26 protein-coding genes and 1 other RNA gene are annotated in these 23,374 nt (G+C 60.6%); 10 read left to right on the forward strand and 17 right to left on the reverse strand.

The features are described from left to right. The 9 genes from mraY to rsmI all read right to left on the reverse strand — a co-directional run bounded on the left by mraY (position 1) and on the right by rsmI (position 9,146). Complete coding sequence (gene mraY / locus PG899_RS08930; RefSeq protein WP_011707583.1) at positions 1-1,083, reverse strand: phospho-N-acetylmuramoyl-pentapeptide-transferase; 1,083 nt, start codon at positions 1,081-1,083, stop codon at positions 1-3. Next, positions 1,077-2,432, reverse strand: a complete 1,356-nt coding sequence (gene murF / locus PG899_RS08935; RefSeq protein WP_077095244.1) for a UDP-N-acetylmuramoyl-tripeptide--D-alanyl-D-alanine ligase — start codon at positions 2,430-2,432, stop codon at positions 1,077-1,079. Before murF ends, mraY begins: the two co-directional genes overlap by 7 nt. Further along, positions 2,429-3,913, reverse strand: a complete 1,485-nt coding sequence (murE, locus tag PG899_RS08940) for a UDP-N-acetylmuramoyl-L-alanyl-D-glutamate--2,6-diaminopimelate ligase (RefSeq protein WP_077095245.1) — start codon at positions 3,911-3,913, stop codon at positions 2,429-2,431. Before murE ends, murF begins: the two co-directional genes overlap by 4 nt. Beyond that, positions 3,894-5,648, reverse strand: coding sequence for a penicillin-binding transpeptidase domain-containing protein (locus PG899_RS08945; RefSeq protein ID WP_190283798.1), 1,755 nt, complete (start codon positions 5,646-5,648; stop codon positions 3,894-3,896). The genes murE and PG899_RS08945 overlap by 20 nt, the downstream gene beginning before the upstream one ends. Next, positions 5,645-5,959 (reverse strand): cell division protein FtsL, encoded by a 315-nt coding sequence (gene ftsL, locus PG899_RS08950; RefSeq protein ID WP_005305726.1) that lies wholly within the window; start codon positions 5,957-5,959, stop codon positions 5,645-5,647. Before ftsL ends, PG899_RS08945 begins: the two co-directional genes overlap by 4 nt. Before the next feature lie 3 nt (positions 5,960-5,962). Beyond that, entirely contained in the window at positions 5,963-6,901 is a 939-nt protein-coding gene (gene rsmH / locus PG899_RS08955; protein WP_077095246.1) for a 16S rRNA (cytosine(1402)-N(4))-methyltransferase RsmH, read from the reverse strand. Then, positions 6,902-7,360: a division/cell wall cluster transcriptional repressor MraZ gene (gene mraZ, locus PG899_RS08960; RefSeq protein ID WP_077095247.1), complete on the reverse strand. Its 459-nt coding sequence runs from the start codon at positions 7,358-7,360 to the stop codon at positions 6,902-6,904. It lies immediately after the preceding gene. A 450-nt stretch (positions 7,361-7,810) separates the two neighbouring features. Then, positions 7,811-8,197: RNase P RNA component class A (gene rnpB, locus PG899_RS08965), an RNA gene on the reverse strand. Positions 8,198-8,312: 115 nt separating this feature from the next. Continuing rightward, the gene (gene rsmI, locus PG899_RS08970; protein ID WP_077095248.1) at positions 8,313-9,146 is read right to left on the reverse strand and encodes a 16S rRNA (cytidine(1402)-2'-O)-methyltransferase; all 834 of its coding nucleotides are present in this window, start codon (positions 9,144-9,146) and stop codon (positions 8,313-8,315) included. 199 nt (positions 9,147-9,345) lie between these two features. Between rsmI and PG899_RS08975 the strand changes: the two genes are divergently transcribed. Genes PG899_RS08975 through dolP form a run of 4 tightly spaced genes read left to right on the forward strand, consistent with a single transcriptional unit; the run spans position 9,346 to position 12,629 of the window. Then, positions 9,346-11,133 (forward strand): penicillin-binding protein activator, encoded by a 1,788-nt coding sequence (locus tag PG899_RS08975; RefSeq protein WP_232105269.1) that lies wholly within the window; start codon positions 9,346-9,348, stop codon positions 11,131-11,133. Then, the gene (locus PG899_RS08980; RefSeq protein WP_077095250.1) at positions 11,054-11,446 is read left to right on the forward strand and encodes a YraN family protein; all 393 of its coding nucleotides are present in this window, start codon (positions 11,054-11,056) and stop codon (positions 11,444-11,446) included. Before PG899_RS08975 ends, PG899_RS08980 begins: the two co-directional genes overlap by 80 nt. A 9-nt stretch (positions 11,447-11,455) precedes the next feature. Further along, positions 11,456-12,046 (forward strand): D-sedoheptulose-7-phosphate isomerase, encoded by a 591-nt coding sequence (locus tag PG899_RS08985; RefSeq protein WP_005305871.1) that lies wholly within the window; start codon positions 11,456-11,458, stop codon positions 12,044-12,046. A 4-nt stretch (positions 12,047-12,050) separates the two neighbouring features. After that, complete coding sequence (dolP, locus tag PG899_RS08990; RefSeq protein WP_081398578.1) at positions 12,051-12,629, forward strand: division/outer membrane stress-associated lipid-binding lipoprotein; 579 nt, start codon at positions 12,051-12,053, stop codon at positions 12,627-12,629. 52 nt (positions 12,630-12,681) lie between these two features. On the opposite strand, the gene PG899_RS08995 is transcribed toward dolP, so the two are convergent. From PG899_RS08995 to zapE, 8 genes are all read right to left on the reverse strand, one after another. After that, positions 12,682-13,107: a ClpXP protease specificity-enhancing factor gene (locus tag PG899_RS08995; RefSeq protein WP_017409380.1), complete on the reverse strand. Its 426-nt coding sequence runs from the start codon at positions 13,105-13,107 to the stop codon at positions 12,682-12,684. Continuing rightward, complete coding sequence (gene sspA, locus PG899_RS09000; RefSeq protein WP_011707594.1) at positions 13,104-13,733, reverse strand: stringent starvation protein SspA; 630 nt, start codon at positions 13,731-13,733, stop codon at positions 13,104-13,106. The genes PG899_RS08995 and sspA overlap by 4 nt, the downstream gene beginning before the upstream one ends. 87 nt (positions 13,734-13,820) lie before the next feature. After that, positions 13,821-14,555 (reverse strand): cytochrome c1, encoded by a 735-nt coding sequence (locus PG899_RS09005; RefSeq protein ID WP_011707595.1) that lies wholly within the window; start codon positions 14,553-14,555, stop codon positions 13,821-13,823. After that, positions 14,552-15,769 carry a cytochrome b gene (locus tag PG899_RS09010; RefSeq protein WP_077095252.1) on the reverse strand — a complete coding sequence of 406 codons (1,218 nt, stop codon included), beginning with the start codon at positions 15,767-15,769 and terminating at the stop codon, positions 14,552-14,554. The genes PG899_RS09005 and PG899_RS09010 overlap by 4 nt, the downstream gene beginning before the upstream one ends. 2 nt (positions 15,770-15,771) lie before the next feature. Then, positions 15,772-16,362, reverse strand: coding sequence for a ubiquinol-cytochrome c reductase iron-sulfur subunit (gene petA, locus PG899_RS09015; RefSeq protein WP_011707597.1), 591 nt, complete (start codon positions 16,360-16,362; stop codon positions 15,772-15,774). Between the two features lie 295 nt (positions 16,363-16,657). Further along, on the reverse strand, positions 16,658-17,050 hold the full coding sequence (gene rpsI, locus PG899_RS09020; protein WP_005336286.1) for a 30S ribosomal protein S9: 393 nt from the start codon (positions 17,048-17,050) through the stop codon (positions 16,658-16,660). 15 nt (positions 17,051-17,065) lie between these two features. Continuing rightward, positions 17,066-17,494, reverse strand: a complete 429-nt coding sequence (rplM, locus tag PG899_RS09025) for a 50S ribosomal protein L13 (RefSeq protein ID WP_005336289.1) — start codon at positions 17,492-17,494, stop codon at positions 17,066-17,068. A 266-nt stretch (positions 17,495-17,760) separates the two neighbouring features. Then, positions 17,761-18,855 (reverse strand): cell division protein ZapE, encoded by a 1,095-nt coding sequence (gene zapE / locus PG899_RS09030; RefSeq protein ID WP_043160648.1) that lies wholly within the window; start codon positions 18,853-18,855, stop codon positions 17,761-17,763. Positions 18,856-18,995: 140 nt separating this feature from the next. Between zapE and PG899_RS09035 the strand changes: the two genes are divergently transcribed. The 6 genes from PG899_RS09035 (at position 18,996) to PG899_RS09060 (ending at position 23,363) form a co-directional block, all read left to right on the forward strand. Continuing rightward, complete coding sequence (locus PG899_RS09035; RefSeq protein ID WP_011707599.1) at positions 18,996-19,376, forward strand: YhcB family protein; 381 nt, start codon at positions 18,996-18,998, stop codon at positions 19,374-19,376. 81 nt (positions 19,377-19,457) lie between these two features. Then, positions 19,458-20,819, forward strand: coding sequence for a Do family serine endopeptidase (locus PG899_RS09040; protein ID WP_011707600.1), 1,362 nt, complete (start codon positions 19,458-19,460; stop codon positions 20,817-20,819). An 89-nt stretch (positions 20,820-20,908) separates the two neighbouring features. Beyond that, positions 20,909-22,030, forward strand: a complete 1,122-nt coding sequence (degS, locus tag PG899_RS09045; protein ID WP_011707601.1) for an outer membrane-stress sensor serine endopeptidase DegS — start codon at positions 20,909-20,911, stop codon at positions 22,028-22,030. A 308-nt stretch (positions 22,031-22,338) separates the two neighbouring features. Further along, a complete protein-coding gene (locus PG899_RS09050) occupies positions 22,339-22,701 on the forward strand; it encodes a transcriptional regulator (RefSeq protein ID WP_017409378.1) in 363 nt (120 codons plus the stop codon). Then, positions 22,702-23,067, forward strand: a complete 366-nt coding sequence (locus PG899_RS09055; RefSeq protein WP_011707603.1) for a glycine-rich SFCGS family protein — start codon at positions 22,702-22,704, stop codon at positions 23,065-23,067. Beyond that, a complete protein-coding gene (locus PG899_RS09060) occupies positions 23,067-23,363 on the forward strand; it encodes a DUF4312 family protein (protein ID WP_029302025.1) in 297 nt (98 codons plus the stop codon). The genes PG899_RS09055 and PG899_RS09060 overlap by 1 nt, the downstream gene beginning before the upstream one ends. Positions 23,364-23,374 lie beyond the last annotated feature (11 nt).

The following is a 23,374-nucleotide window of genomic DNA, read 5'->3' on the forward strand; positions in this document are numbered from 1 at the left end:
TTACCTCACCTTCAGGGTGGCGAGGCCGAGCAGCACCAGCATGAGCGTGATGATCCAGAAGCGCACGATGACGCGCGGCTCCGGCCAGCCCTTCTTCTCATAGTGGTGATGGATCGGTGCCATGCGGAAGATGCGCACGCCGCGCAGCTTGTAGGACCCCACCTGCAGGATCACCGAGACGGTCTCCATCACGAAGACGCCGCCCATGATCACCAGCAGGAACTCCTGACGCACCAGCACGGCGATGGTGCCGAGTGCGCCGCCCAGCGCCAGGGAGCCCACGTCCCCCATGAACACCTGGGCCGGATAGGTGTTGAACCAGAGGAAACCCAGACCCGCCCCGACGATGGCGGTACAGACGATCACCAGCTCGGAGGTATAGGGTACATAGGGAATATGCAGGTAGTTGGCGAAATTGACGTTGCCGGTGGCCCAGGCGATGAAGGCGAAGCCCCCCGCCACCATCACGGTCGGCATGATGGCCAGACCATCCAGGCCATCCGTGAGATTGACCGCGTTGGAGGTGCCGACGATGACGAAGTAGGTCAGTACGATGAACATCAGCCCGAGTTGCGGCATCACATCCTTGAGGAAGGGCACCACCAGCTGGGTCTGACCGTCGTGCGTGGCGGTGGCGTAAAGGAACACGGCCACCCCCAGCGCAACGGCGGATTGCCAGAAGTACTTCCAGCGGGCGATCAGGCCGTCGGTGTTCTTGCGTACCACCTTGAGGTAGTCATCGGCAAAGCCGATGGCGCCATAGGCACCCAGCACGAACAGCACCAGCCAGACATAGGGGTTGTCGAGGCGGCACCAGAGCAGCACCGAGATGAAGATGGCAGCGATGATCATCAGGCCGCCCATGGTCGGGGTGCCTTTCTTGCTCAGGTGCGACTCCGGACCGTCATTGCGGATCACCTGGCCGAATTTGAGGATCTGCAGGCGACGGATGAGGCGCGGCCCCATCCAGAGCGCCACCACCAGGCCGGTGATGATCGACAGGATGGCGCGAAACGTCAGGTAGGAGAAGACGTTGAAGAAGGTGAAGTGCGGGGTGAGCAGTTCCGCCAGCCAGACTAGCATGTGGCTGACTCCTGACGGTCTTTGACCATCTCGACGATATCTTCCATGCGGGAGCCGCGGGCACCCTTGACCAGGATCGCGATTTCTTGATGTGTATTTATCATTTGCGCAAGCACTTCAAACAACGACGCCTTGTTATCGAAATGTCGGCCAGCCGCGGCATCTGCGGTGTGGCGACTCTGTTCCCCTACGGTCAGCACGGCATCGAGGCCGCGCTCGCTGGCGTGGCGTCCGACCCGGGCGTGTTGCTCGGCGGACTCCTCACCCAACTCCTTCATGTCACCGAACACCAGCACCTTGTAGCCGCTCATGGCGGTCAGGGCATCGATGCCCGCCAGCACGGACTCCACGCTGGCGTTGTAGGTGTCGTCCACCAGGGTGAGACCACCCCAGCGCTGGACGCAGAAACGGCCCTTGACCGGTGCCATCTGCTCGAGCCCGGCCTTGACCGAGGCGAGCGAGGCGCCGAGCGCCAGCGTGCCGGCGGCGGCGGCCAGGGCGTTCGCCACGTTATGGCGGCCCGGAATGGCCAGGGTCAGGCTCACTTCACCCTGCGGGGTCACCATGACGAACTCGGCACAGCCCTGCTGGTTGATCACCACGTTGCTGGCATGGAACGGCTGACGCTGATCCTCGATGGAGAAGGCGCACTGGATCCCGCGCGCCTGCCACTTCGGCCAGAATTCGTTGTCGGCATTGACGATGGCGGTGCCGCCCTCGCCCAGCCCCTCGAAGATTTCGCTCTTGGCGTGGAATACCCCTTCCAGCGAGCCGAAGCCCTCCAGGTGCGCGGCCGCCACGTTGTTGATGATGGCAGCATCGGGTTTGGCCAGCGAGGTCGTCCAGGCAATCTCGCCCGGGTGGTTGGCCCCCAGCTCCATCACCGCAAACCGGTGTTGCGGCTCGAGGCGCAGCAGGGTGAGCGGTACCCCCACTTCGTTGTTGAAGTTGCCGGCGGTGGCCAGCACTTCCCCTTCCTGGCGCAGGATGGCGGTCGCCATCTCCTTCACCGTGGTCTTGCCGCAGCTGCCGGTGATGGCCAGCACTTTCGGGTTGATCCGCTCGCGCACCAACCGGCCGAGGCGACCCAGTCCCTTGAGACTGTCGGTCACCACCAGCTGGGGAATCGCCAACGGCAGTTCACGCTCGACCAGCAGGGCCGATGCCCCGGCGGCCACGGCCTGCTCGCAGAAATCGTGGGCATCGAAACGCTCGCCGCGCAGCGCAACAAACAGCGCGCCTGCGCCCAGGGTACGGGTGTCGGTGCTGACAGCCGTGATCGCTCCGTCTTCACCAATCAGACGGGCATCGAGTACCTGCGCCAGCTCGGCAAGCCTGAGGGTCATCATGCGAATGACTCCAATAATGTGTGCAAGGCGGCCGCGACGGTTTCCCGGTCGCTGTAGTGCCGCTTGTCGGTTCCAATGATCTGATAATCCTCGTGACCCTTACCGGCCACCAGGATGATGTCCTGTTTGCTCGCCTGGCTCAGTGCCAGCTGGATTGCCTTGGTCCTGTCGTGCTCGATCTGCACGGCGCCGGGATCGCGAAGACCCGCCACCATGTCGGCCATGATCCGGGCCGGCTCCTCGGTACGGGGATTGTCATCGGTCAGGATCACGCGATCCGCATGCAGCTCGGCCATGGCGGCCATCATGGGACGCTTGCCGCGATCCCTGTCGCCGCCACAACCCACCAGGCACCAGAGCCGCCCTTCACAGTGCACCCGCAGGGCCTGCAAGGCCTTCTCCAGCGCATCCGGCGTGTGGGCGTAATCGACTACGGCGAGCGGCGCCTTGCCGCCACCAAAGCACTCCATGCGGCCGGTTACCGGCTGCAGTTGCGGCGCGCTGGCCAGCAACTCGTCGAAGTCATAACCGAGCACCAGCATGGCGCCCATCGCGGCCAGCACGTTGCTGACGTTGAAGCGCCCGAGCAAGGGGGCGGATAATACACCATTCCCCCAGCTGGAGTTAATCTGCGTGCGAAAACCTTGCTGGTGGAAATGGGGATCCTGCGCCGTCAGCTGTCGCCCCGGGTGACCGGCCACCGGGCCGTGCACGCTGAACGCCACGGCGGCCGGATAGGCAGCCAGCCATTGGCGGCCCAACCGGTCATCGGCATTGAGCACGGCGCAGGGTTCGTCCACCAGTTTCAACAGCTCTTCCTTGGCGGCGCCGTAGGCCTCCATGGTGCCGTGATAGTCCAGATGATCCCGGCTCAGGTTGGTGAATACGGCGGCGGCAAACGGCAGGGCCGCGACGCGATGCTGTACCAAGCCGTGGCTGGACACCTCCATCGCTACCAGATCCGCCCCCTGCGCTTGCAGAGCGGCCAGATTGGCCTGTACCTGCACCGCGCTGCCGGTGGTGTTTTCCGCTTCCACCAGATCGCCGAACAGACCGTTGCCGATGGTGCCCATCACCCCGGCCTTGCCCCCCAGCAGGGTGCGCCAGTTAGCCACCAGCAGCGCCGTGGTGCTCTTGCCGTTGGTGCCGGTGATGCCCACCAGATCGAGCTTGCTGGCTGGCTGGTCGTAGAAATAGCCGGCCAGCTCGGAGAGCCTGGCTGGCAGATCCGGGATCCCGAGACAAGGCACGCTCAGCGCCGGTGCCACGAATTCACCATCCTCTTCAAACAGTACGGCGGTCGCTCCCTGAGCCACCGCCTGTTCGATAAACCGTCTGCCATCCACCTGATGCCCGCGAATCGCCACGAAGAGACAACCGGGCACGACCCGCCGACTGTCCAGCTGGATGTCGGTAAGCGCGAGCGCCGGGGCAGTAATGCCAAAGGGGCGCATCAGTTGATCAAGTGCGCGGGACAACATTGGAAGCCTCCGTACGGGCAAGTTTGGTGGGCACCGCAGGCGGTACCGCGTCGGGACGAATATTGAAGAGCTGCAGTACCCCGCCCATGGCTTCGGCAAACGGCGGCGTCGCAACGGCACCACCGTAGTAGGCGTCGCCCTTGGGCTCGTTGATCACCACTACCATGACGAAACGGGGATTGCTGGCCGGGGCTAAACCGGCGAACCAGGCCATGTAATCCTTGCCGTAGCCACCTGCGACCGCGACCTTGGCGGTACCACTCTTGCCGCCGACCCGGTAACCGGGGATCTGCGCTTTCGGAATGGCATTGCTGACCACGTACTCCAGCGCCTGCAACATGGCGGTAGCATTGTTGTGGTCGATGACCTGCTCCCCCTTGGGCGGCTCGGTCACCTTGACGATGGAGAGCGGTACCCGCTTGCCCTTGTTGGCCAAAGTGGCATAAGCGGAGGCCAACTGCAGCGGGGTGACCCGCAGGCCATAACCGAACGACAGGGTGGCCCGTTCGATGTCGGACCAGCGCCGGCGCTGGGGCAGCATGCCGCTGCTCTCACCCATCAGGCCGCTGCCGGTGTCCATCCCGAAGCCCACCATGCTGAGGGTGTTGATCATCTCCTGCGCCGGCATCCGCAGCGCGATGCGCGACATGCCGATGTTGGAGGAGTAGCGCAGGATGTCGTACAGGTTGGTCGCCTTGTGGATACTCACGTCGCGGATCTGCTTGGCCCCGATAAACAGAGGGCCACCCGGAATGGTGTCCTTCCAGCTGGTAACACCGGCCTGCAGCGCGCTGAGCAGGATCAACGGCTTGACGGTGGAGCCCGGCTCGTAGGTATCGGTCACCACCCGGTTGCGCACCCGGAAACTCTGGTACTGACCGCGGTTGTTGGGGTTGTAGGAGGGGGTGTTGACCATGGCGAGCACTTCGCCGGTCTTGACGTCCAGCATCACCATGGAGCCGGAGGTTGCCTTGTTCTCGTCGGTGGCGCGCTTGAGCGCCCGGTAGGCCAGCGCCTGCACCCGTTGGTCGATGCTCAGTTGCAGGTCGTTGGCGTTCTTGCCCTCTTTGACCAGACCAAGCCGCTCGATGACCCGGCCCTGCCTGTCCTTGCGCACCCGCATCTCGCCAGGGGTTGCCGTCAGCCACTCGTTGTAGCTGCGCTCAATCCCCTCGATGCCGCTACCGTCGATGTTGGTCACCCCCACCAGGTGGGCGCTGATCTCGCCGGTCGGGTAGAAACGGCGCGCCTCGGGGCGCAGATAGATGCCACCCAGCTTGAGGCCCTTGATGTATTCCGCCACCGCCGGCGTCACCTGACGCTGCAGGTAGACGAAGCGCTTGCTCGGGTTGGAGATGCGGTGCTTGAGAGTATTGATGTCGAGCTTGAGTACGGCGGACAGGGCCAGCCAGGCCCGCTCGTTATGGATGGCGCCAGATTCGTGCACCGTCTTGGGATCGGCCCAGACGGCTTCCACAGGCACCGACACCGCCAGCTGCTCGCCGTTGCGATCGGTGATCATGCCGCGCACCGCCTGAGTGGCGGTGGTACGCAGCGAACGCATGTCCCCTTCCTGACGCAGCCGATCCGGGTCGATCACCTGGATCCAGGCCAGTCGCAGGATCAAGCCGGCAAACGCAATGCCGATGAAGAACACCAGCGTGCGAAAGCGCCACGGATAGAGTGACGGAGCTTTGACCTTGGGTTGAGCCTTGGCGGAAGCCTTGCGTTTCATGGTTGTGTAATTACCTTCTCGGTGGTCACCAGCGGGCGAGCCATCTGCAACTTGTCCATGGCCAGACTCGCCACCCGGGAGTGCTCGGCCAGCGTGCCCTGCTCCAGCAACAGGTGCCGCCATTCGATGTTGAGCCGATCCTCCTCCGCCATCAGGTCGTTCTGCTTGGCCGTCAGACCACGGGTCATGTTGGTCACCAGGATCACCGCAAAGGCGGTGATCAGCACGGCGATGGCCAGCACCACCTGCAGCTTGTGCCGCCAGAGATCTCCGAGGATCTCCCTGGCCAGATGAACGCGCACCTCGCTCATGGCTTACTCCGCCAACCGCTGGGCGACCCGCAGCACCGAGCTGCGGGACCGACTGTTTTCATTGACCTCGTGCTCGGAAGGCTTGAGCGCCTTGCCGACCGACTTCAATTTGCGACCGCCGGCCAGCTGGGCCTCGGTCAACGGAATGCCGTGCGGCACTTCCGGCCCTTTCTCATGCTTGCGAATGAAATGCTTCACCAGCCGATCTTCCAGCGAGTGGAAGCTGATGACGGAGAGACGACCTTCCGGTGCCAGCACCTGCAGGGCACCGTTGAGCGCTGTCTCGATCTCGTCCAGCTCGCTGTTGATGTAGATGCGGATGGCCTGGAAGCTGCGGGTGGCGGCGTGCTTGCCCTTCTCCTTGCTCGGATTGACGCGGGCAATCATCTCCGCCAGTTGACGGGTGCGGACATAGGGCTCGGTCACCCGATCGTGCACGATGGCACGAGCGATCTTCTTGGCGAAACGCTCCTCGCCAAAGGTCTTCAGCACCCAGGCAATGTCGTCCACATCGGCGCGAGCCAGCCATTCGGCGGCGCTCTGACCGGAGGTGGGGTCCATCCGCATGTCGAGCGGACCGTCCTTCATGAAGCTGAAACCACGCTCGGCATCGTCCAGCTGGGGAGAAGAGACCCCCAGATCCAGCAGGAAACCGTCTACCTTGCCCAGCAGGCCGCGTTCATCCAGATAGGAGGCAATGCCGGAGAAGGGGCCGTGCACGATTTCGAAGCGGGGATCGTGGATCTTGGCCGCTTCTGCAATGGCCTGGGGATCCCGGTCGATGGCGATCAGCCGGCCGTTGGGGCCAAGCTGCTGGAGAATGAGACGAGAGTGACCACCCCGGCCAAACGTACCGTCGACGTAGATGCCGTCCGGCTTGATGGCCAGCCCTTCAACGGCTTCGTGCAGCAGCACTGTGATGTGTTCAGCGGCTTGGGTCATTTATAAAGAGAAATCCTGTAGTCGTGGCGAGCTTGCCCAATCGTCCTCGGGCAGGCCCTGAATGTCGTCATTGACCTGTTGTTGCCAGCGGGCTTCATCCCACAGCTCAAACTTGTTGAGCTGGCCCACCAGCATGATCTTCTTGTCCAGCCCTGCATGGCTGCGCAGTGGCTGGCTGAGCAGCAAACGGCCATTGCCGTCCAGCTCGCATTCGGTCGCATGCCCGAGCAACAGCCGCTGCAGGCGGCGCTCAAGGGGATTCATGCTGGAGAGCGTCTTGAGCTTGCGCTCTATCTCTTCCCATTCGTTCAGGGGGTAAAGCAGCAGGCAGGGATGGGCAATATCGATGGTGCAGACCAGCTGGCCCTCGCTTTCGTCGCGCAGCCAATCACGGTACTTGGTCGGAATCGCCACTCGCCCCTTGCTGTCGAGGCTGATGGCATGCGCACCACGCAACAAATTGCAGTCCCTGAAAATGAGTTAAAGGGGGCAAATCGCCCGATAAAAACCACTTTGATCCACTTTTCCCCACCTTGAAGTTTAAGGACGTGCTGAGGGCTTTTCAAGCAAGGATCTCGGGCATGGGGAACATATTGACGCAGCATTTCAGCAGCGAGGATTAAATGAGTTGATTTTCCACAAGTTATTTGTGTTTACGGCAATACGATTAATTGCGAAGAATTAAAAGCTCAGCAGGGTGAGCGAATAAGCAGCGGTATGATCCGCTCAGATTCACAGGTACCCACATAACTCAGGCATTGAGTATGAAAAAAACCATAACCAACTGATCTATATGCATAGAGCCAGCTATCTCACTATCCGCCAACACATATATCTCTCGGCACAAGCTGCTATTTTCTCGCCAATAAAAAAGAGCCTCGCGATAAATCGCAAGGCTCTTCAGGAATAGGTCGGAGTCGGCCTGTAAGCCGGGTTCTGTACCGGGTTGCCCCGGGTAGCAATCATTCCTCTAGGCCAGCAATCGCTCACTGGCTCAAGCAACCTACCCGCCCCCAACGCGGGCCGCGCCAATAGGGGCCTATTTGGTCTTGCTTCGGGTGGAGTTTACCGTGCCACGAACTGTTACCAGTCGCGCGGTGCGCTCTTACCGCACCCTTTCACCCTTACCTGATCCCTTGCGGGCCATCGGCGGTTTGCTCTCTGTTGCACTGGTCGTAGGCTCACGCCCCCCAGGCGTTACCTGGCACCCTGCCCTATGAAGCCCGGACTTTCCTCCCCTCCGCCCGTCTGTCCCGAGGGACACAACGACGAAGCAGCGATTGCCCAGCCAACTCCGGGCGCGGATTATAGCCTTGTCCGGCACCTCGGGTAAACCTGCAATTGAGTTTTGACCGAGTTAATCACACTCGAGAGAACGCCCAAGCTGGCCTCTGGCCTGCATTTATCCGCCTCAGTAATGTTCGAGGCCGTACTTGTAGAGCGCGTTCTTCTTGACCCCGTGGATCTCGGCGGTGAGGGCTGCCGCTTTTTTGAGCGGCAGTTCGGTCACCAGCAGTCCCAGGGTACGGATCGCCTCGGCCGGCAGCTCCTCTTCCGTTTTATTGGCACCCGCGACCACCAGCACGATCTCGCCGCGGCAGCGATTTTCGTCCTCACCCAGCCAGACCAGCATCTCGGAGGCGGGCAGACCGTGGATCGACTCGAAGGTCTTGGTCAGCTCGCGGCACACCACGACCTGACGTTCGCCGAGAATGCGGGCGATTGCTTCCACCGTGTCCTGCACCCGACGCGGGGATTCGTAGAATACCAGTGAGCGGGCGTCTTCGATCACCGCCTGCAAACGGTCGTCACGGCCCTTGCTCTTGGCAGGCAAAAAACCTTCGAAGGCAAACCGGTCGGTGGGCAGCCCGGCCGCGGAAAGCGCCGTGATCGCGGCACAGGGGCCGGGCAGCGGCACTACCTTGACCCCGGCTTCGCGACAACGGGTGACCAGGTGATAACCGGGGTCGCTGATGAGTGGCGTACCGGCATCGGAGACCAGGGCCACGCTCTTGCCCTCTTTTATCCGGCCGATCAGCACGTCCGCCTTCTGCTGCTCGTTATGATCGTGCAGCGCGAAGGTGGGCACCGAGATTTGATAGTGGCTGAGCAGGATGCCGGTATGGCGGGTATCCTCGGCTGCCACCAGATCGACACTGCGTAAAATGTCCAATGCACGCTGGGTAATGTCAGCCAGATTGCCGATCGGGGTGGGGACTATGTACAGGGTTGGGATGTCACTCATGGGAGCTCCGAGTGTCCCGACAATTGTGTCGCCATATTGGCCCGTTTACACTATGGAGAATTTCAACACTGGTCGGGGAATGAACTTGAACCGGGTTACAAAGCAGCTAAGTGTATCACGACTCTTCGGCATCCTACTCGCGGCAGTACTGCTTGCCGCCTGTGCGTCGGAGCCCAATCAATCAGCCGGACAATCCGGCATGCCGTCGGCCTTCTCGGATCTGACCAAGAATGCCCAGTGGTATCTGGCACAGGTGGACCCGGCCAAACCGGCCGAAGCCTTCACCTGGCAGGTGATGGCGGCGCGCAGCTATCTGGCGCTCGGCCAGGCCAAGCCGGCCGCGGCCCTGTTCCAGCAACTGCAGAAGCAGGGCCAGAGCACCGAGCAAAAGGCCCAGCTGCAACTGTTGCAGGCTCACCTGCTGCTCGCCCAGGGCAACGCCAACCAGGCGCTGATCCTGCTGGAGGGCAAACCCGAGGTGGCGCTGGATGCCGATACCCAGAAGGACTGGTATCGCCAGCGGGTGGTGCTGCAACTGGACATCAACAACAAGTTCGGTGCCGCCAAGTCGCTGATCCTGCTGGAGCCCTATCTGGCACAGAACGAGCTGGCCACCAATCACCAGCAAATCTGGTCACTGCTCAAAAGCATGACCCCCTCCACCCTGCAGGCTCTGGAAGAGGCGCCGGCTCCCGACGTGACTACCGGCTGGCTGCGACTGGCGGCGCTGGTGAACGAGTTCGGCGCCCAGCCCAATCAGCTGGCACGCCAGCTCGCTGGCTGGAAGCAGGCCTTCCCGAACCACCCGGCCCAGAAAGACATGCCGGCGGGTCTGGGTGATCTGGCGACCAGCAACGTCAACACCCTGCAGCAGATCGCCGTGTTCCTGCCGCTCTCCGGCAATCTGGAACCGCAGGGCGCCGCCATCCGCAATGGCATGCTGATGTCTTACAAGGAGAATCAGGGCCAGTTCACCCTGAACTTCTACGACACCCAGACCAAGGCGATGGGCGAGCTCTACAAACAGGCGATTCAGGAAGGGGCCAACATGATCATCGGCCCGCTGCTCAAAGACCGGGTCGAGGAGCTGCTCAAGTCCAATCCGACCGTGCCGGTGCTGGCACTCAACGAGCTGGACAAGCCGATCGTCAATGACAACACCTTCTACTTCTCCCTTTCCGCCGCCGCCGATGCGGCGCAGGCCGCCCAGTACCTCTACGGTCAGGGCTATCGCAAGCCGCTGCTGATCGCCGCCCAGGGGCGGATCGGTTATGGCAGCATCAAGGCGTTCGAACAGGCCTGGGCCACCGTGAGCCAGGACAAGCCGGTCGTCGCCACCTTCGGCGCTCGCAACGAAGTGCAGGGCATGGTCAAGAACGCTCTGAGCGGTCGCTCCACCGCCCGGGCCGGCGAAGTGGTGCAGCTTGCTGACACGGCGCCGCGCAGTATCGACGTGGTCTATGTGGTCGCCAACAGCCTGGAGACCCGGATGATCAAGCCGTATGTGGACATCTCGGTCAATCCGATGGGCAGCTTGCCGATCTACAGCAGCTCTCGCAGCTATGACAGCGCCACCACCGAAGTGGCTTCTGAGCTCAACGGCATGCATATCTCCGACATGCCGCTGCTGCTGGGTGGTTACGAGAAGCAGCGCGAACAGATCGCCCTGCTCTGGCCGCAAACCCAGGGTGACCTGCTGCGCCTGTTCGCCCTGGGCTACGATGCCGTGGCGCTGGCGGAAAACCTGCAGCAGATGCGCAAGGTCAATGCCATGCAGCAGCCGGGCATGAGCGGCCAGCTGAGCGTGGATGCCAGCGGCAACATAGTGCGGGTACTGGACTGGGCCACCTACCAGAATGGCAAGCTGGTCAGTGACAGTGCCATGCCTCAGCTCGAGGGCGCTCCCCATGAAGGGTCTATTGGCACGGATGCACCAGCAGTGGCAGAACCTGTTCCCGTCAGCACCGAGCAAGGGACAGCACTTTGAGCAGCTAGCGGAACATTGGTTGCAGGCCCGCGGCCTGCAACCCGTGACCCGCAACTACCGCTGCCGGGGCGGCGAGATCGATCTAATCATGCGCCAGGGGGAGACCCTGGTGTTTGTCGAGGTCCGCTACCGCGCCCAGAACAGCCATGGCGGCGCCGCCGCTTCGGTCACTCGGCGCAAGCAGCACAAGATCGTGCTGGCAGCGCGCCACTATTTCAAGCAACATGCCATCAACGAGGCCAGCCAGGCCTGCCGATTCGATGTGATCGCGTTCGAGGGCGACCAGCCAGACTGGATCCAGAACGCATTTTAAGAGGACCCCATGACTGACCGCATCAAAGAGAACTACACCGAGAGCATCCAGACCAAGATAGCCGCCGCCGAGGCGCTGCCGGATGCCATCCATACCGCAGCCCAGATGCTGACCATCTGCCTGCTCAATGGCCACAAGGTGATGGCATGCGGCAACGGTCCTTCCGCAGCGCTGGCCCAGCTGTTCATCTCGGAATTGGTCAACTGCTACGAAACCGAGCGCCCTTCCCTGCCCGGCATGGCGCTGACCCCTGACATGGCCACCATCAGCGCCATCGCCACCGACCATGGTTTTGAAGAGGTGTATGCCAAGCAGATCCGGGCGCTCGGTCAGCCCGGCGATATCCTGGTGGTCATCACCACCACCGGCAACAGCCGCAGCCTGATCAAGGCCGCCGAGGCAGCCCTCTCCCGTGACATGACCATAGTGGTGCTGGGTGGCGGTGACGGCGGCGAGATCGCCGGTCTGCTCGGCCCCAACGACGTGGAGATCCGGGTGCCGTCGGCTCGTCGACCCCGCATTCTGGAAGTGAACCTGTTGACCCTGCACTGCCTGTGTGATCTCATCGACCAGACTCTTTTCCCGCAACAGGAAGATTGAAACCATGAACAAGCAAATGCTCCTGCTCGGCCTGCTGGCCGGCACCCTGCTGCTGCAAGGTTGCGCGGCCGTAGTGGTAGGCGGTGCAGCCGGCACCGCCAAAGCCTCCGGCGATCGCCGCACCCTGGGCGCCCAGTGGGATGATCAGGCTATCGAGCTGAAAGCGGCCAACCTGCTGGCTGACAACAAGCCGCTCAGCACGGCCAGCAAGATCAGCGTCTACAGCAACAACGGCCGCGTGCTGCTGGTCGGCCAGACACCTTCTGACGCTTACAAGCTCGAAGCTGGCAAGATAGTGGCCCGCATCGAGGGAGTACGCCATGTCTACAACGAATTGCGCCTCGGCCAGCCGGTCAGCATAGGGGTTCGCAGCAACGACTCCTGGATCACCTCCAAGGTGCGGGCAGACATGCTGGGCGCCAAGAATTTTGACAGTGCCAAGGTCAAGGTGGTCACCGAAAATGGCGAGGTATTCCTGATTGGCCTTGTGACCCGCCAGGAAGGGGATCACGCCGTCGAGATCGCCCGCCACGTCAGCGGCGTGAAGCGCGTGATCAAGGCCTTCGAGTTTGCCCAGAACTAGCACTGACTACCGACGCTCGGCATAAAAAACGCAGCCAGTTGGCTGCGTTTTTTTATTTGATGACCTTCAGGGTCGGACGACCGCTCGGACGCGGCGGTTCCGGCTCGGGTTCCACCGGCGCTTCGGCTTGCTCCAGCCAGAGGTCATAACCCGGCTCGGGCGGGAACAGGGTCCCCACGCCGTTTTCCCGGGCATGGATGGCCAATACGGCCGCCATGGGGATGTAAACCTGCTGGGAGACACCACCAAAACGGGCGCTGAAGCTGATGGCTTCATTGTCCATGTGGAACTGCCCTACCGCACGGGGGGCGATGTTCAACACTATCTGTCCATCCTGGACAAACTGCATCGGCACCATCACATGAGGGATGTTGACGTTGACCACCAGATGCGGGGTCAGGTCATTGTCCAGCAACCAGTCGAAGAACGCCCGCAGCAGGTACGGGCGACTGGGTGTCATTGTCGGTTCCATGCTCATACGCCGGCACGGATCTCGCGCTCGGCTTCAGTCAGAGAAGCCTGGAAAGACTCGCGCTCGAACAGACGAACCATGTAGGCCTTCAGCTCTTTGGCGCCACGACCGGTGAAGTCGATGCCGAGGCTCGGCAGACGCCACAGCAGCGGGGCCATGTAGCAATCGACCAGACCAAACTCTTCGCTCATGAAATAGGGCATTTCACCGAAGATCGGCGCGATGGCCAGCAGGTTGTCCCGCAGTTCGGCACGCGCCGCATCCACGTCGGTACCCGCCATGATCTTGTCGGCCAGAGAATACCAGTCCAGCTCGATACGATGCATCATCAGACGGCTGTTGCCGCGGGCCACAGGGTAGACCGGCATCAGGGGCGGGTGCGGGAAGCGCTCGTCCAGATACTCCATGATGATGCGTGAGGTGTACAACGCCAGCTCGCGATCGACCAGGGTCGGTACGGTGTTGTAGGGGTTCAGCTCGGCCAGCTCATCCGGCAGGTTGCTTGGGTCAACCTGGCAGATATCTACGCTAACACCCTTCTCCGCCAGGACAATGCGCACCTGATGGCTGAACATATCGTTGGCACCGGAAAACAGCGTCATTACCGAACGCTTATTGGCAGCTACAGCCATTGAACCCTCCCGTCATTAAAAAGCAGAAACGGCAATGAAGCCTCTTGGTCTTCATTGCCGTGCATTATATTACCCGGATCTGGTCGCTTAGTGAACGTCGCGCCAGAATTCCTTCTTCAACAGCACAGTGAAGATGAAGAAGATCACGATGAAGCCAAGTACCCAGAAGCCCATGCGTTCGCGCTCCTGTTGTACCGGTTCAGCCGAGTAGACCAAGAAGTTTACCAGATCCAGTACCGTCTGATCATACTCTTCGTTATTCATTTCACCGTTGCCGTCAGATTTGACACTGACAACCTGCTGCACTTCCACTCCGTCGACGGTGTGGGTCGCGAACTCGGCGCGGGGCGTGCCTTGCAGCGGCTCCAGCACATGGGGCATGCCCACGGACGGGAATACCACGTTGTTCACGCCAAACGGACGGGTCTCATCCACGTAGAAGGAGCGCAGGTAGGTGTAAATCCAGTCGGCACCACGTACCCGGGCAACCAGCGTCAGATCGGGGGGCGGAGCGCCAAACCATTTGGCCGCATCCTTGTCCGGCACCGAGTTTTCCATCAGATCGCCGATCTTGGCACCATTGACGATCAGGTTGGCCGCCATCAGATCTTCCGGAATACCAATGTCTGCCGCCACCCGGTTGTAACGCTGGTACTGGGTGCTGTGACAGCCAAAGCAGTAGTTCATGAAGGTGGCCGCACCACGCTGCAACGACGCCTTGTCGTTCAGGTCATAGTTGGCCTTGTCCAGGTGCACTGCCCCGGTGTTGGCAAACACCAGCGACGGCAGCAGGGTCAGCACTGCAAAAATTATTCTTTTCATTTAAATGTCACCCTCTCCGGCAGCGGCTTGGTGCTTTCATTCTTGCTGTAGAAGAACAACAGGATGAAGAACCCGAAATAACCCAGGGTACAGATCTGGGCGATCAGCGTCAGGGTCGGAGTCGATGGCAAGACGCCGAGCACCCCGAGAATGATGAAGCAGACCACGAACTGGGCGATGTTCAGCTTGTGCAGGGTACTGCGATAGCGCACCGAACGTACCTTGCAGCGATCCAGCCAGGGCAGCAGGAACAGCACTACGATGGAAAGCCCCATCATGATGACGCCCAGCAGCTTGTCAGGCACCGCCCGCAAAATGGCGTAGAAGGGGGTGAAGTACCACACAGGCGCAATGTGTGCCGGGGTCTTCAGACCATTGGCTACTTCAAAGTTCGGTTTCTCGAGGAAATAACCCCACATGTCCGGCTTGAAGAAGATGATGGCGCAGAACAGGAACAGGAAGCCTGCAACCCCGATCATGTCCTTGACGGTGAAGTAGGGGTGGAATGCCACCGCATCCAGCGGCCAGCCGTTCTCGTCCTTGTGCTTCTTGATGTCGATACCGTCCGGGTTGTTGGAACCCACTTCGTGCAACGCCAGGATGTGCATGGCAACCAGCATCACCAGTACCAGCGGCAGGGCGATGACGTGCAGTGCGAAGAAGCGGTTCAAGGTAGCGCCGGAGATGACGTAGTCACCGCGGATCCACAGGGTCAGATCGTCACCGATGACCGGAATGGCGCCAAACAGTGAGATGATGACCTGGGCCCCCCAGAACGACATCTGGCCCCACGGCAGCAGATAGCCCATGAAGGCTTCCGCCATCAGGCAGAGGAAGATCAGCATGCCGAAGATCCACAACAGCTCGCGCGGCTTCTGGTAGGAGCCGTAGATCATGCCGCGGAACATGTGCAGATAGACCACGATGAAGAAGGCGGATGCACCGGTGGAGTGCATGTAGCGCAGCAACCAGCCGTAGTCCACATCCCGCATGATGTACTCCACGGAGGCGAAGGCACCTTCGGCGGAGGGGTTGTAGTTCATGGTCAGCCAGATACCCGTGATGATCTGGTTGACCAGCACCAGCATGGCGAGCGAGCCAAAGAAGTACCAGAAGTTCAGGTTCTTGGGCGCCGGGTACTTGGCCATGTGGTCGTTGTACATGGCAGTGAGCGGAAAGCGGTAGTCAATCCAGCCCATCAGTTTGGCAAACATGGTCAGGCCTCCTTGCCATCGGCACCGACCAGGATGGTGGTGTCGCTAAGATATTTGTACGGCGGAATGACCAGGTTCAAGGGTGCTGGCACCCCCTGGAACACTCGACCAGCCATGTCAAACTTGGAGCCATGACAGGGGCAGAAGAAGCCTGAGGTCACGCCCTGTACCTGCTCGCCAAAGCTGTCCGGCAGATAGGAGGGGGAGCAGCCCAGATGAGTGCAGATACCGACGGCCACGAAGATCTCCGGCTTGATGGATCTGTAACCGTTGTGGGCATAGTCGGGTTGCTGGGGCTCGTCGGAAGCCGGATCGCGCAACTTGTCGTCGTGCGCGGCCAGGGCATCCAGCGTCTGTTTGGTGCGTTTCACCACCCAGACCGGCTTGCCTCGCCACTCAACACGGATGAGCTGGCCTGGTTCCAACTTACTGATATCCACTTCGACCGGAGCACCCGCCGCTTTGGCTTTGGCACTCGGGTTCCATGACTTAATAAACGGCACTGCGGTAAAAGCAGCTCCTACCCCACCAACGGCGACCGTTGACCAGGTAAGAAATCTGCGGCGACCGGTATCAACTGGCGCATTGCTCATCCAAAAACTCTCCCATGTGGACTCCGCACATTCTTATTGTGTCCCTGTTCCCCTTTCTTCCATGACAACAGCGGCGGAAGCGGAGTTACAATTGTCACAGAAAAACCGAGGGAATTTTAAAGAAAAGATAACAACTTGACAAGAAAGAGAAGCGAAGGTCAAAAACAATAAATACACAATTTTTTGTCTTTTGTGACGTGGTGTTAGCAATACCGTTGGTAATATTACCAATAAAAAAAGCCTGGCACATGGCCAGGCTTTTTTGACACTCGTGAGAGTGCGTACCAAAAGCGAATTAACGCTTGGAGTACTGCGGACGCTTACGAGCTTTGTGCAGACCGACTTTCTTACGCTCAACCTTACGGGCATCGCGAGTAACAAAGCCTGCTTTACGCAGTTCGGAACGCAGGGTTTCATCGTACTGCATCAGAGCACGAGTGATACCGTGGCGGATCGCACCAGCTTGACCGGAGATGCCACCACCGTTAACGGTGATGTACAGGTCCAGTTTCTCGGTCATCTCAACCAGTTCCAGCGGCTGACGAACTACCATGCGGGCAGTCGGACGGCCGAAGTACTGCTCCAGGGAGCGCTGGTTGATTACGATTTTACCGCTACCCGCTTTGATAAATACGCGAGCAGTGGAGCTTTTGCGACGGCCGGTACCGTAGTATTGATTTTCTGCCATTGTTGCCAGTTCCCGTTAGATATCCAGTACTTGAGGTTGCTGAGCAGCATGAGCGTGCTCGGCGCCTGCGTAAACTTTCAGCTTACGGAACATGGCACGGCCCAGCGGACCCTTCGGCAGCATGCCTTTGACGGCAGCTTCGATTACCATTTCCGGTTTACGCTGAATCAGCTTGTCGAAGCTGATGGACTTGATACCACCCGGGAAACCGGAGTGAGCATGGTACATTTTGTCGGTAAATTTCTTACCGGTTACGTGTACCTTCTCAGCGTTTACAACGATGATGTAATCACCGGTGTCAACGTGCGGAGTGTACTCAGCTTTGTGCTTACCACGCAGACGAGCAGCGATCTCGGTTGCGATACGACCCAGAGTTTTACCTTCTGCGTCCACAATGTACCAGTCACGTTTTACGGTTTCTGGCTTGGCAACGAAAGTTTTCATTAAGTTAAACCCAATTACCTGTTACAGACCCAATTGCTTATGGGGGCTCTCCCACAAACAACAAACGATGGCCTACCTGTACCCCTTCGAATACAAGTAAAGCTTAAAGTGTTGCTGTCTTATCGACAGCTGTAACGTGGGCCGGGCGATTATAAGTGAAGTTGCCTTAAATATCACCTGCTAATTTCACTGCCATGAAGCTAGCAAATGTCGCCCGGCCCTACCTGCCGCAGATGCCCATCCGACTGGCAGGCGCGGTATTGTGACTAAGGAAGGTGCACTCTGGCAAGGTATTCGTGCGATTGCATTTCCTGAAGCCGTGAAAGACAACGTTTGAACTCGAAATTCAGCAGCCCGTTGCCATAGAGTTCCTGCATGGGCACCGCCGCCGATATGATCAGCTTGACGTGCCGCTCATAGAACTCGTCCACCATGGCGATGAAGCGGCGCGCCGCGTCATCCGTGCCCGCCCCCATTGGCTGCACATTGGCCAGCAGGACGGTGTGAAACAGCCGGGCCAGCTCGATGTAATCGCCCTGTGAGCGGGGAGTACAGCAAAGTTGCTCAAACTCCATATAGAGCACACCTTCCCCCATCCCCAGCGACGCCAGTTGACGGTGATTGATCTCGACACTGCCCGCCCGGGCCTCTTCCAGCCCGGTTAACTGCCGAAAATAGCGATCCAGATTGGATTTTGCCTGCTGATCCAGCGGGAAATGATAAATCTCCGCCTGCTCCAACGTACGCAGGCGATAGTCGGTGCCGCCGTCCACGTTAAGTATCTCGCAATGGCGCTCGATGAGCGCGATCGCCGGTAGAAAACGGGCGCGCTGCAGACCATTTCGATACAAATCCTGCGGCGGTATGTTCGAGGTCGCCACCAGCACCACTCCATGGCCGAACAACTCCTGGAACAGAGTCCCCAGCAGCATGGCGTCGGTGATGTCGGAGACGAAAAACTCGTCGAAGCAGATGACGTCGGTTTCGCCGGCCAGCTTGCTGGCGATCAGCTTGAGCGGATCGGCCTGACCGGTCAGCCCCTTGAGCTCATCGTGCACCCGGTGCATGAAACGGTGGAAGTGAATGCGCAGCTTGCGCTCTCCCGGCAGGCTGTCGAAAAAAGTATCCATCAGCCAGGTCTTGCCTCTGCCCACTCCGCCCCACATATATAGACCCAGGATGGGCGTGCGGGGTTTCGGCTTTTGCAGCCAGCCCAGCAGGCCGCGGGATCTGGTCGGAGTCGGGGTTTGGCACAAATCCTGATAGAGTCGCTCCAGACGGGCCACTGCGATCGCCTGGGCGGGGTCGGCCACGAAGCCGGGGCGCTGCAAATCCTGCTGATACTTTTGCTGCGGGGTCATCCTGTCGATTGCCTTCAAGTCCCTGAATGAAGGACAAAATGGTATCACGCTCTCGGGGTGCACGGTATAGTGCCATCAAGGCGTAGCGGCCGCTTTGGCCGCATCAACCCACATTGATTTAGCTGTAACAAGGAGCATCTATGAGTCTGTTAAACGGGATCCTGCTGGCTGTCGCCGCCTTGATTATCGGTGTCATCATCGGCCGCTTCACAGTGCGCAGCCGGGATGCCGGCCGTCTGGAACAAGAACTGAAGAAGGCTCACAAGGAACTGGAAAGCTACCAGGGCCAGATCAATACCCACTTCGCCGACAGCGCAGCCCTGATGGAACAGCTGGCCGAGCAGTACCAGACCCTTTATCGCCATATGGCGGAGCAGAGCAAATTCCTGGCCAAGGCTCAGGAGCCGCTGTTCCGTGAAACCCTGCTCGACGAGAGCAGCGATGTCCCGGCCAATGAAGAACCGGGCGTACCACCCCGTGACTATGCAGGGGCCTCCGGTCTGCTCAAGCAGTCCAGTTAGTTCCCTGCGGAACTAATTGCGCGGTAGCGTGGTCAGACCTTGACGATTGCATTGCAACTTTTTCTGGGAGCTGTTTTTCATATGCGTAAACCTCTTTCTGTGCTCAGTGTGTTAGCCCTCAGTGTCGGTATCGCCATGTCTGCGGCCCCTGTACAGGCTGCACTGCCCTCTCTGCTGGCGAACAATCAGGAGATGCCGAGCCTGGCGCCGGTACTCGAGCAGGTCACTCCTGCCGTGGTCAACATTTCAGTCTCCGGCAAGAAGATCACCCGCCAGCGTCTGCCGGAACAGTTCCGTTTCTTCTTCGGCCCCAACATGCCCGACGAGCAGGTGAGCGAGCAGCCCTTCCAGGCACTCGGCTCCGGCGTCATCATCGATGCCAAGAAGGGCTACGTGATCACCAACGCCCACGTGGTGCACGAGGCGGACGAGATCAAGGTCAACCTGAAGGATGGTCGTGAATACGCCGCCAAGAAGATAGGCGAGGACAAGCAGTCCGACATCGCGCTGCTGCAAATCAAGGCCGAGGATCTGGTGCAGATCAAGTTTGCCGACTCCGACGAGCTGCGGGTCGGTGACTATGCGCTGGCCATCGGCAACCCGTTCGGCCTCGGCCAGACCGTCACCTCCGGCATCGTCAGCGCGCTCGGCCGCAGCGGCCTCAACATCGAAAATCTGGAAAACTTCATCCAGACCGATGCGGCCATCAACTCCGGCAACTCAGGTGGCGCCCTGCTCAACCTGCGCGGCGAGCTGATCGGCATCAACACCGCCATCCTGGGCCCGAACGGCGGCAACATCGGCATCGGCTTCGCCATTCCGTCCAACATGGTACGCGACCTGTCCGAGCAGATCGTGAAATACGGTGAAGTGCGCCGCGGCCAGCTGGGCATCACCGGCACCGAGCTCACCTCCGAAATCGCCAAGACCTTCGGCTACAACAAGAAGGATGGTGCCTTCGTCAACCAGGTCATGCCTGACTCCGCCGCCGCCAAGGCGGGCATCAAGGCCGGCGACATCATCATCAGCATCGATGGTAAAGCTATCCGCTCGTTTGGTGAACTGCGCGCCAAGATCGCCACCATGGGGGCTGACAAGCAGGTTGCCCTTGGCCTCATCCGCGATGGCAAGGAGCAGACCGTCAAGGTCACGCTGAAGAAGGCGGATGACAGCGAGATCCTGGCCAGCGCCCTGCACCCGGCCCTGGAAGGGGCCAAGCTGAGCACCACCGCCGAGCCGGTGACCGGCGTGGCCGTGGCCGACATCGATCCGCGCTCGCCTGCCGCCGCTTCCGGCCTGCAGAAGGGTGACATCATCATCGGGGTCAACCGCCTGCGCATCAACTCGTTGGAAGAGCTGAGCAAGGCATTGAAGAACAAGCCGGATGTGCTGGCGCTGAACATCCAGCGCGGGGAATCCTCCCTCTATCTGGTGATCCGTTAACTCCCTCTCACCCGCGGCCCTCGCCGCGGGTGATTTTTATCCACCGATAGTGTTATTCTCTGCGCGCTGTATGTACGGATGAGAATGACATGAAAATCCCCCCTCTAGTCAGTTACTTGGGCAAGTCTGTCGGCTTCGGTCTCACCGTGGCGGCTCTTCTGTTGCTGCTGTTTCCCAATTTCCGTGGCGGGGCCCAGCTACCCGGCCTCATCACCAATGCCCGTGAACTGAGTTTCTCCTACGCCGCCCACCGCGCCGGGCCGGCGGTCGTCAACATCTATACCCGCAGCTTCGCCCGCAACCAGGGCAATCAGGCCGAACTCAGACCGCAGGGGCTCGGCTCCGGCGTCATCATGAGCCAGCGTGGCCACGTGCTGACCAACTATCATGTCATCGCCGACGCGGACCAGATCATCGTTGCGCTGCAGGATGGGCGGGTATTCAGCGCCGAGCTGGTCGGCTCCGATCAGCTAACCGATCTGGCGGTGCTCTACATCGAGTCGGACAATCTGCCGGTGATCCCGCAGGATCCGGAGCGCCTGCCCGACGTGGGTGACGTGGTGCTCGCCATCGGCAACCCCTACAACGTCGGCCAGACCATCACCCAGGGCATCATCAGCGCTACCGGCCGCATCGGCCTCTCCAGCATGGGCCCGGACAGCAACGGCCGGCAGGATCTGCTGCAGACCGACGCCGCCATCAACGAGGGCAACTCGGGGGGCGCCCTGGTCAATGCCCGCGGCGATCTGGTGGGCATCAACACCGCAGCCTACCACCTCAACGGCAACCAGGAGAGCTACGGCATCAGCTTCGCCATCCCCTACAAGCTGGCCAAGCGCATCATGGATGAGCTGATCGCCAACGGCCGGGTGATCCGCGGCTACCTCGGCATCTCCAGCGTCGAGATCAACCCCATCGTCGCCCGCATGATGAACCTGGGCGATCTGCGCGGCCTGGTGGTGGAGAGCCTGGATCCCAACGGTCCGGCCACCAGAGGCGGGTTGAAGCGGGGCGACGTGCTGCTCAAGATCAACGGCGAGGCCATCAGCGGCGTACGTACCGCCATGGACAAGATCGTCGAGAGCCGGCCGGGCACCAAGCTCACCATCTCGGTGATCCGTGACGGCAAGCCGCTGGAGGTGGAGGTCACCATCGAAGAGGATCTGCGCTACCAGAACCGGGCCAGCGCGAGCGCCGCCACCGCCAGCTGATCCCGCCAACTCTCTTTGACAGGGGCGGTCAACCGCCCCTGTTTGCTTCTCCCACACTCCTCCATCCGTGAGGCGACTCACAGTTTCCAGCAAGCCTGCTCGTCCCGGCTCGACGGACCAAGTGCGCCCTCGATCACACAAAGTCGGCCCCGATAGCAGCCCTTTGCCCCTCCACCCCACAAAAATCACCGTTTTCAGCCCAGGCGTGCGGGAATTTCCGCTTCGAATCGGAAAAACCGTGCCTCCTCTCTCCTCTACTGCCGGCTTAGGGTAGCGCTATCCCTTCTGCCAGCCTTGGAGAGCAGACCTTGCACACAGAGACCCATGACCAGAACCTGACCCCGGACAGCCCGGCGTTGCTGCGCCAGACCGACCACACGCTGGCGCGCATCCACACCCTGCTCGGCGAGCAGGGCATCCGCCCCAACGAGGTACAGCGGCAGATGCTGGCCTCCCACGTCAAAGCCATGGTATGGCGCTCCTACAGCGGTGAATCGCTGCCGGAGGTGGATCTCAGCCTGTTCGAGGAGATCTCCCCCCTCTCCCTGCGTCTGGCCGAACAGGTCGTCGCCTGGCTGGACAAGCTGGCCTATGAAGAGGCCCATCTGCTGTCCGTCCATTTCGAAGTTGCCAAAGAAAACGAACTCAGCTCAGTGAAAGGAGAAAGCTAAATGACAGCCATCAAACTCGTGATCGGTGATCGACTCGGCAAGGGGCAGAAAGTGGGGGCAGGTGCGGAAACCGCCGGCGCCAGCGTGACCATCATCCCCGGCATGGCCGCCGACATGAAGCTCGGTGACGTGATGAACAAGGAGCAGGCGGATCTCGGCATCTCCTTCTGCGGCAGCGGCGGTGCCGGTGCCATCACGGCGCAGACCAAGTACGGCTACAAGTGCCGCTACGGCATGCGCTCCATCGAAGAGGGCGTGACCGCCATCAACGAAGGCTGCGTGGTGCTGGGCTTCGGCTTCATGGACAAGGAAGAGCTGGGTCAGAAGCTGATCGAAGCCTTCGCCAAGAAACACGGACGCGCCTGATGAAAGAGGACTTCACCACCCAGGTCATGGTCAGCGGCAAGGGGCCGACTCGCCAGCAGGCGTTCGCCGCCGCCCTCAGCCAGGTGCAGCCAACGCTGCTCAAGGACAACCCGCGGGTGATGCTGCGCATCGAGCCGCTCGAGGTGCAGGTGCTCAAGGCCGAAGAATCGGTCCGGGTGGAGAAGTTCCTATTCTTCTTCCTGCCGCGCCAGCGCCGCGAATTCCGGGTCCAGCTGGCGATCACGGTCAAGGTCACCAGCCTGGATGCCGAGCAAGTGGCGTTCACCCTGGTGTGACGCCGCCCGCG

Source organism: Aeromonas sp. QDB39, from assembly GCF_027707585.1.
Classification (GTDB): Bacteria; Pseudomonadota; Gammaproteobacteria; order Enterobacterales; family Aeromonadaceae; genus Aeromonas; species Aeromonas hydrophila.

Excerpts from the sequence above, each read along its gene's own strand:
- mraY (WP_011707583.1), bottom strand. The coding sequence starts at position 1,083 with ATGCTAGTCTGGCTGGCGGAACTGCTCACCCCGCACTTCACCTTCTTC.
- murF (WP_077095244.1), bottom strand. The coding sequence starts at position 2,432 with ATGATGACCCTCAGGCTTGCCGAGCTGGCGCAGGTACTCGATGCCCGT.
- murE (WP_077095245.1), bottom strand. The coding sequence starts at position 3,913 with ATGTTGTCCCGCGCACTTGATCAACTGATGCGCCCCTTTGGCATTACT.
- PG899_RS08945 (WP_190283798.1), bottom strand. The coding sequence starts at position 5,648 with ATGAAACGCAAGGCTTCCGCCAAGGCTCAACCCAAGGTCAAAGCTCCG.
- ftsL (WP_005305726.1), bottom strand. The coding sequence starts at position 5,959 with ATGAGCGAGGTGCGCGTTCATCTGGCCAGGGAGATCCTCGGAGATCTC.
- rsmH (WP_077095246.1), bottom strand. The coding sequence starts at position 6,901 with ATGACCCAAGCCGCTGAACACATCACAGTGCTGCTGCACGAAGCCGTT.
- rsmI (WP_077095248.1), bottom strand. The coding sequence starts at position 9,146 with ATGAGTGACATCCCAACCCTGTACATAGTCCCCACCCCGATCGGCAAT.
- PG899_RS08975 (WP_232105269.1), top strand. The coding sequence starts at position 9,346 with ATGCCGTCGGCCTTCTCGGATCTGACCAAGAATGCCCAGTGGTATCTG.
- PG899_RS08980 (WP_077095250.1), top strand. The coding sequence starts at position 11,054 with ATGAAGGGTCTATTGGCACGGATGCACCAGCAGTGGCAGAACCTGTTC.
- PG899_RS08985 (WP_005305871.1), top strand. The coding sequence starts at position 11,456 with ATGACTGACCGCATCAAAGAGAACTACACCGAGAGCATCCAGACCAAG.
- dolP (WP_081398578.1), top strand. The coding sequence starts at position 12,051 with ATGAACAAGCAAATGCTCCTGCTCGGCCTGCTGGCCGGCACCCTGCTG.
- PG899_RS08995 (WP_017409380.1), bottom strand. The coding sequence starts at position 13,107 with ATGAGCATGGAACCGACAATGACACCCAGTCGCCCGTACCTGCTGCGG.
- sspA (WP_011707594.1), bottom strand. The coding sequence starts at position 13,733 with ATGGCTGTAGCTGCCAATAAGCGTTCGGTAATGACGCTGTTTTCCGGT.
- PG899_RS09005 (WP_011707595.1), bottom strand. The coding sequence starts at position 14,555 with ATGAAAAGAATAATTTTTGCAGTGCTGACCCTGCTGCCGTCGCTGGTG.
- PG899_RS09010 (WP_077095252.1), bottom strand. The coding sequence starts at position 15,769 with ATGTTTGCCAAACTGATGGGCTGGATTGACTACCGCTTTCCGCTCACT.
- petA (WP_011707597.1), bottom strand. The coding sequence starts at position 16,362 with ATGAGCAATGCGCCAGTTGATACCGGTCGCCGCAGATTTCTTACCTGG.
- rpsI (WP_005336286.1), bottom strand. The coding sequence starts at position 17,050 with ATGGCAGAAAATCAATACTACGGTACCGGCCGTCGCAAAAGCTCCACT.
- rplM (WP_005336289.1), bottom strand. The coding sequence starts at position 17,494 with ATGAAAACTTTCGTTGCCAAGCCAGAAACCGTAAAACGTGACTGGTAC.
- zapE (WP_043160648.1), bottom strand. The coding sequence starts at position 18,855 with ATGACCCCGCAGCAAAAGTATCAGCAGGATTTGCAGCGCCCCGGCTTC.
- PG899_RS09035 (WP_011707599.1), top strand. The coding sequence starts at position 18,996 with ATGAGTCTGTTAAACGGGATCCTGCTGGCTGTCGCCGCCTTGATTATC.
- PG899_RS09040 (WP_011707600.1), top strand. The coding sequence starts at position 19,458 with ATGCGTAAACCTCTTTCTGTGCTCAGTGTGTTAGCCCTCAGTGTCGGT.
- degS (WP_011707601.1), top strand. The coding sequence starts at position 20,909 with ATGAAAATCCCCCCTCTAGTCAGTTACTTGGGCAAGTCTGTCGGCTTC.
- PG899_RS09055 (WP_011707603.1), top strand. The coding sequence starts at position 22,702 with ATGACAGCCATCAAACTCGTGATCGGTGATCGACTCGGCAAGGGGCAG.
- PG899_RS09060 (WP_029302025.1), top strand. The coding sequence starts at position 23,067 with ATGAAAGAGGACTTCACCACCCAGGTCATGGTCAGCGGCAAGGGGCCG.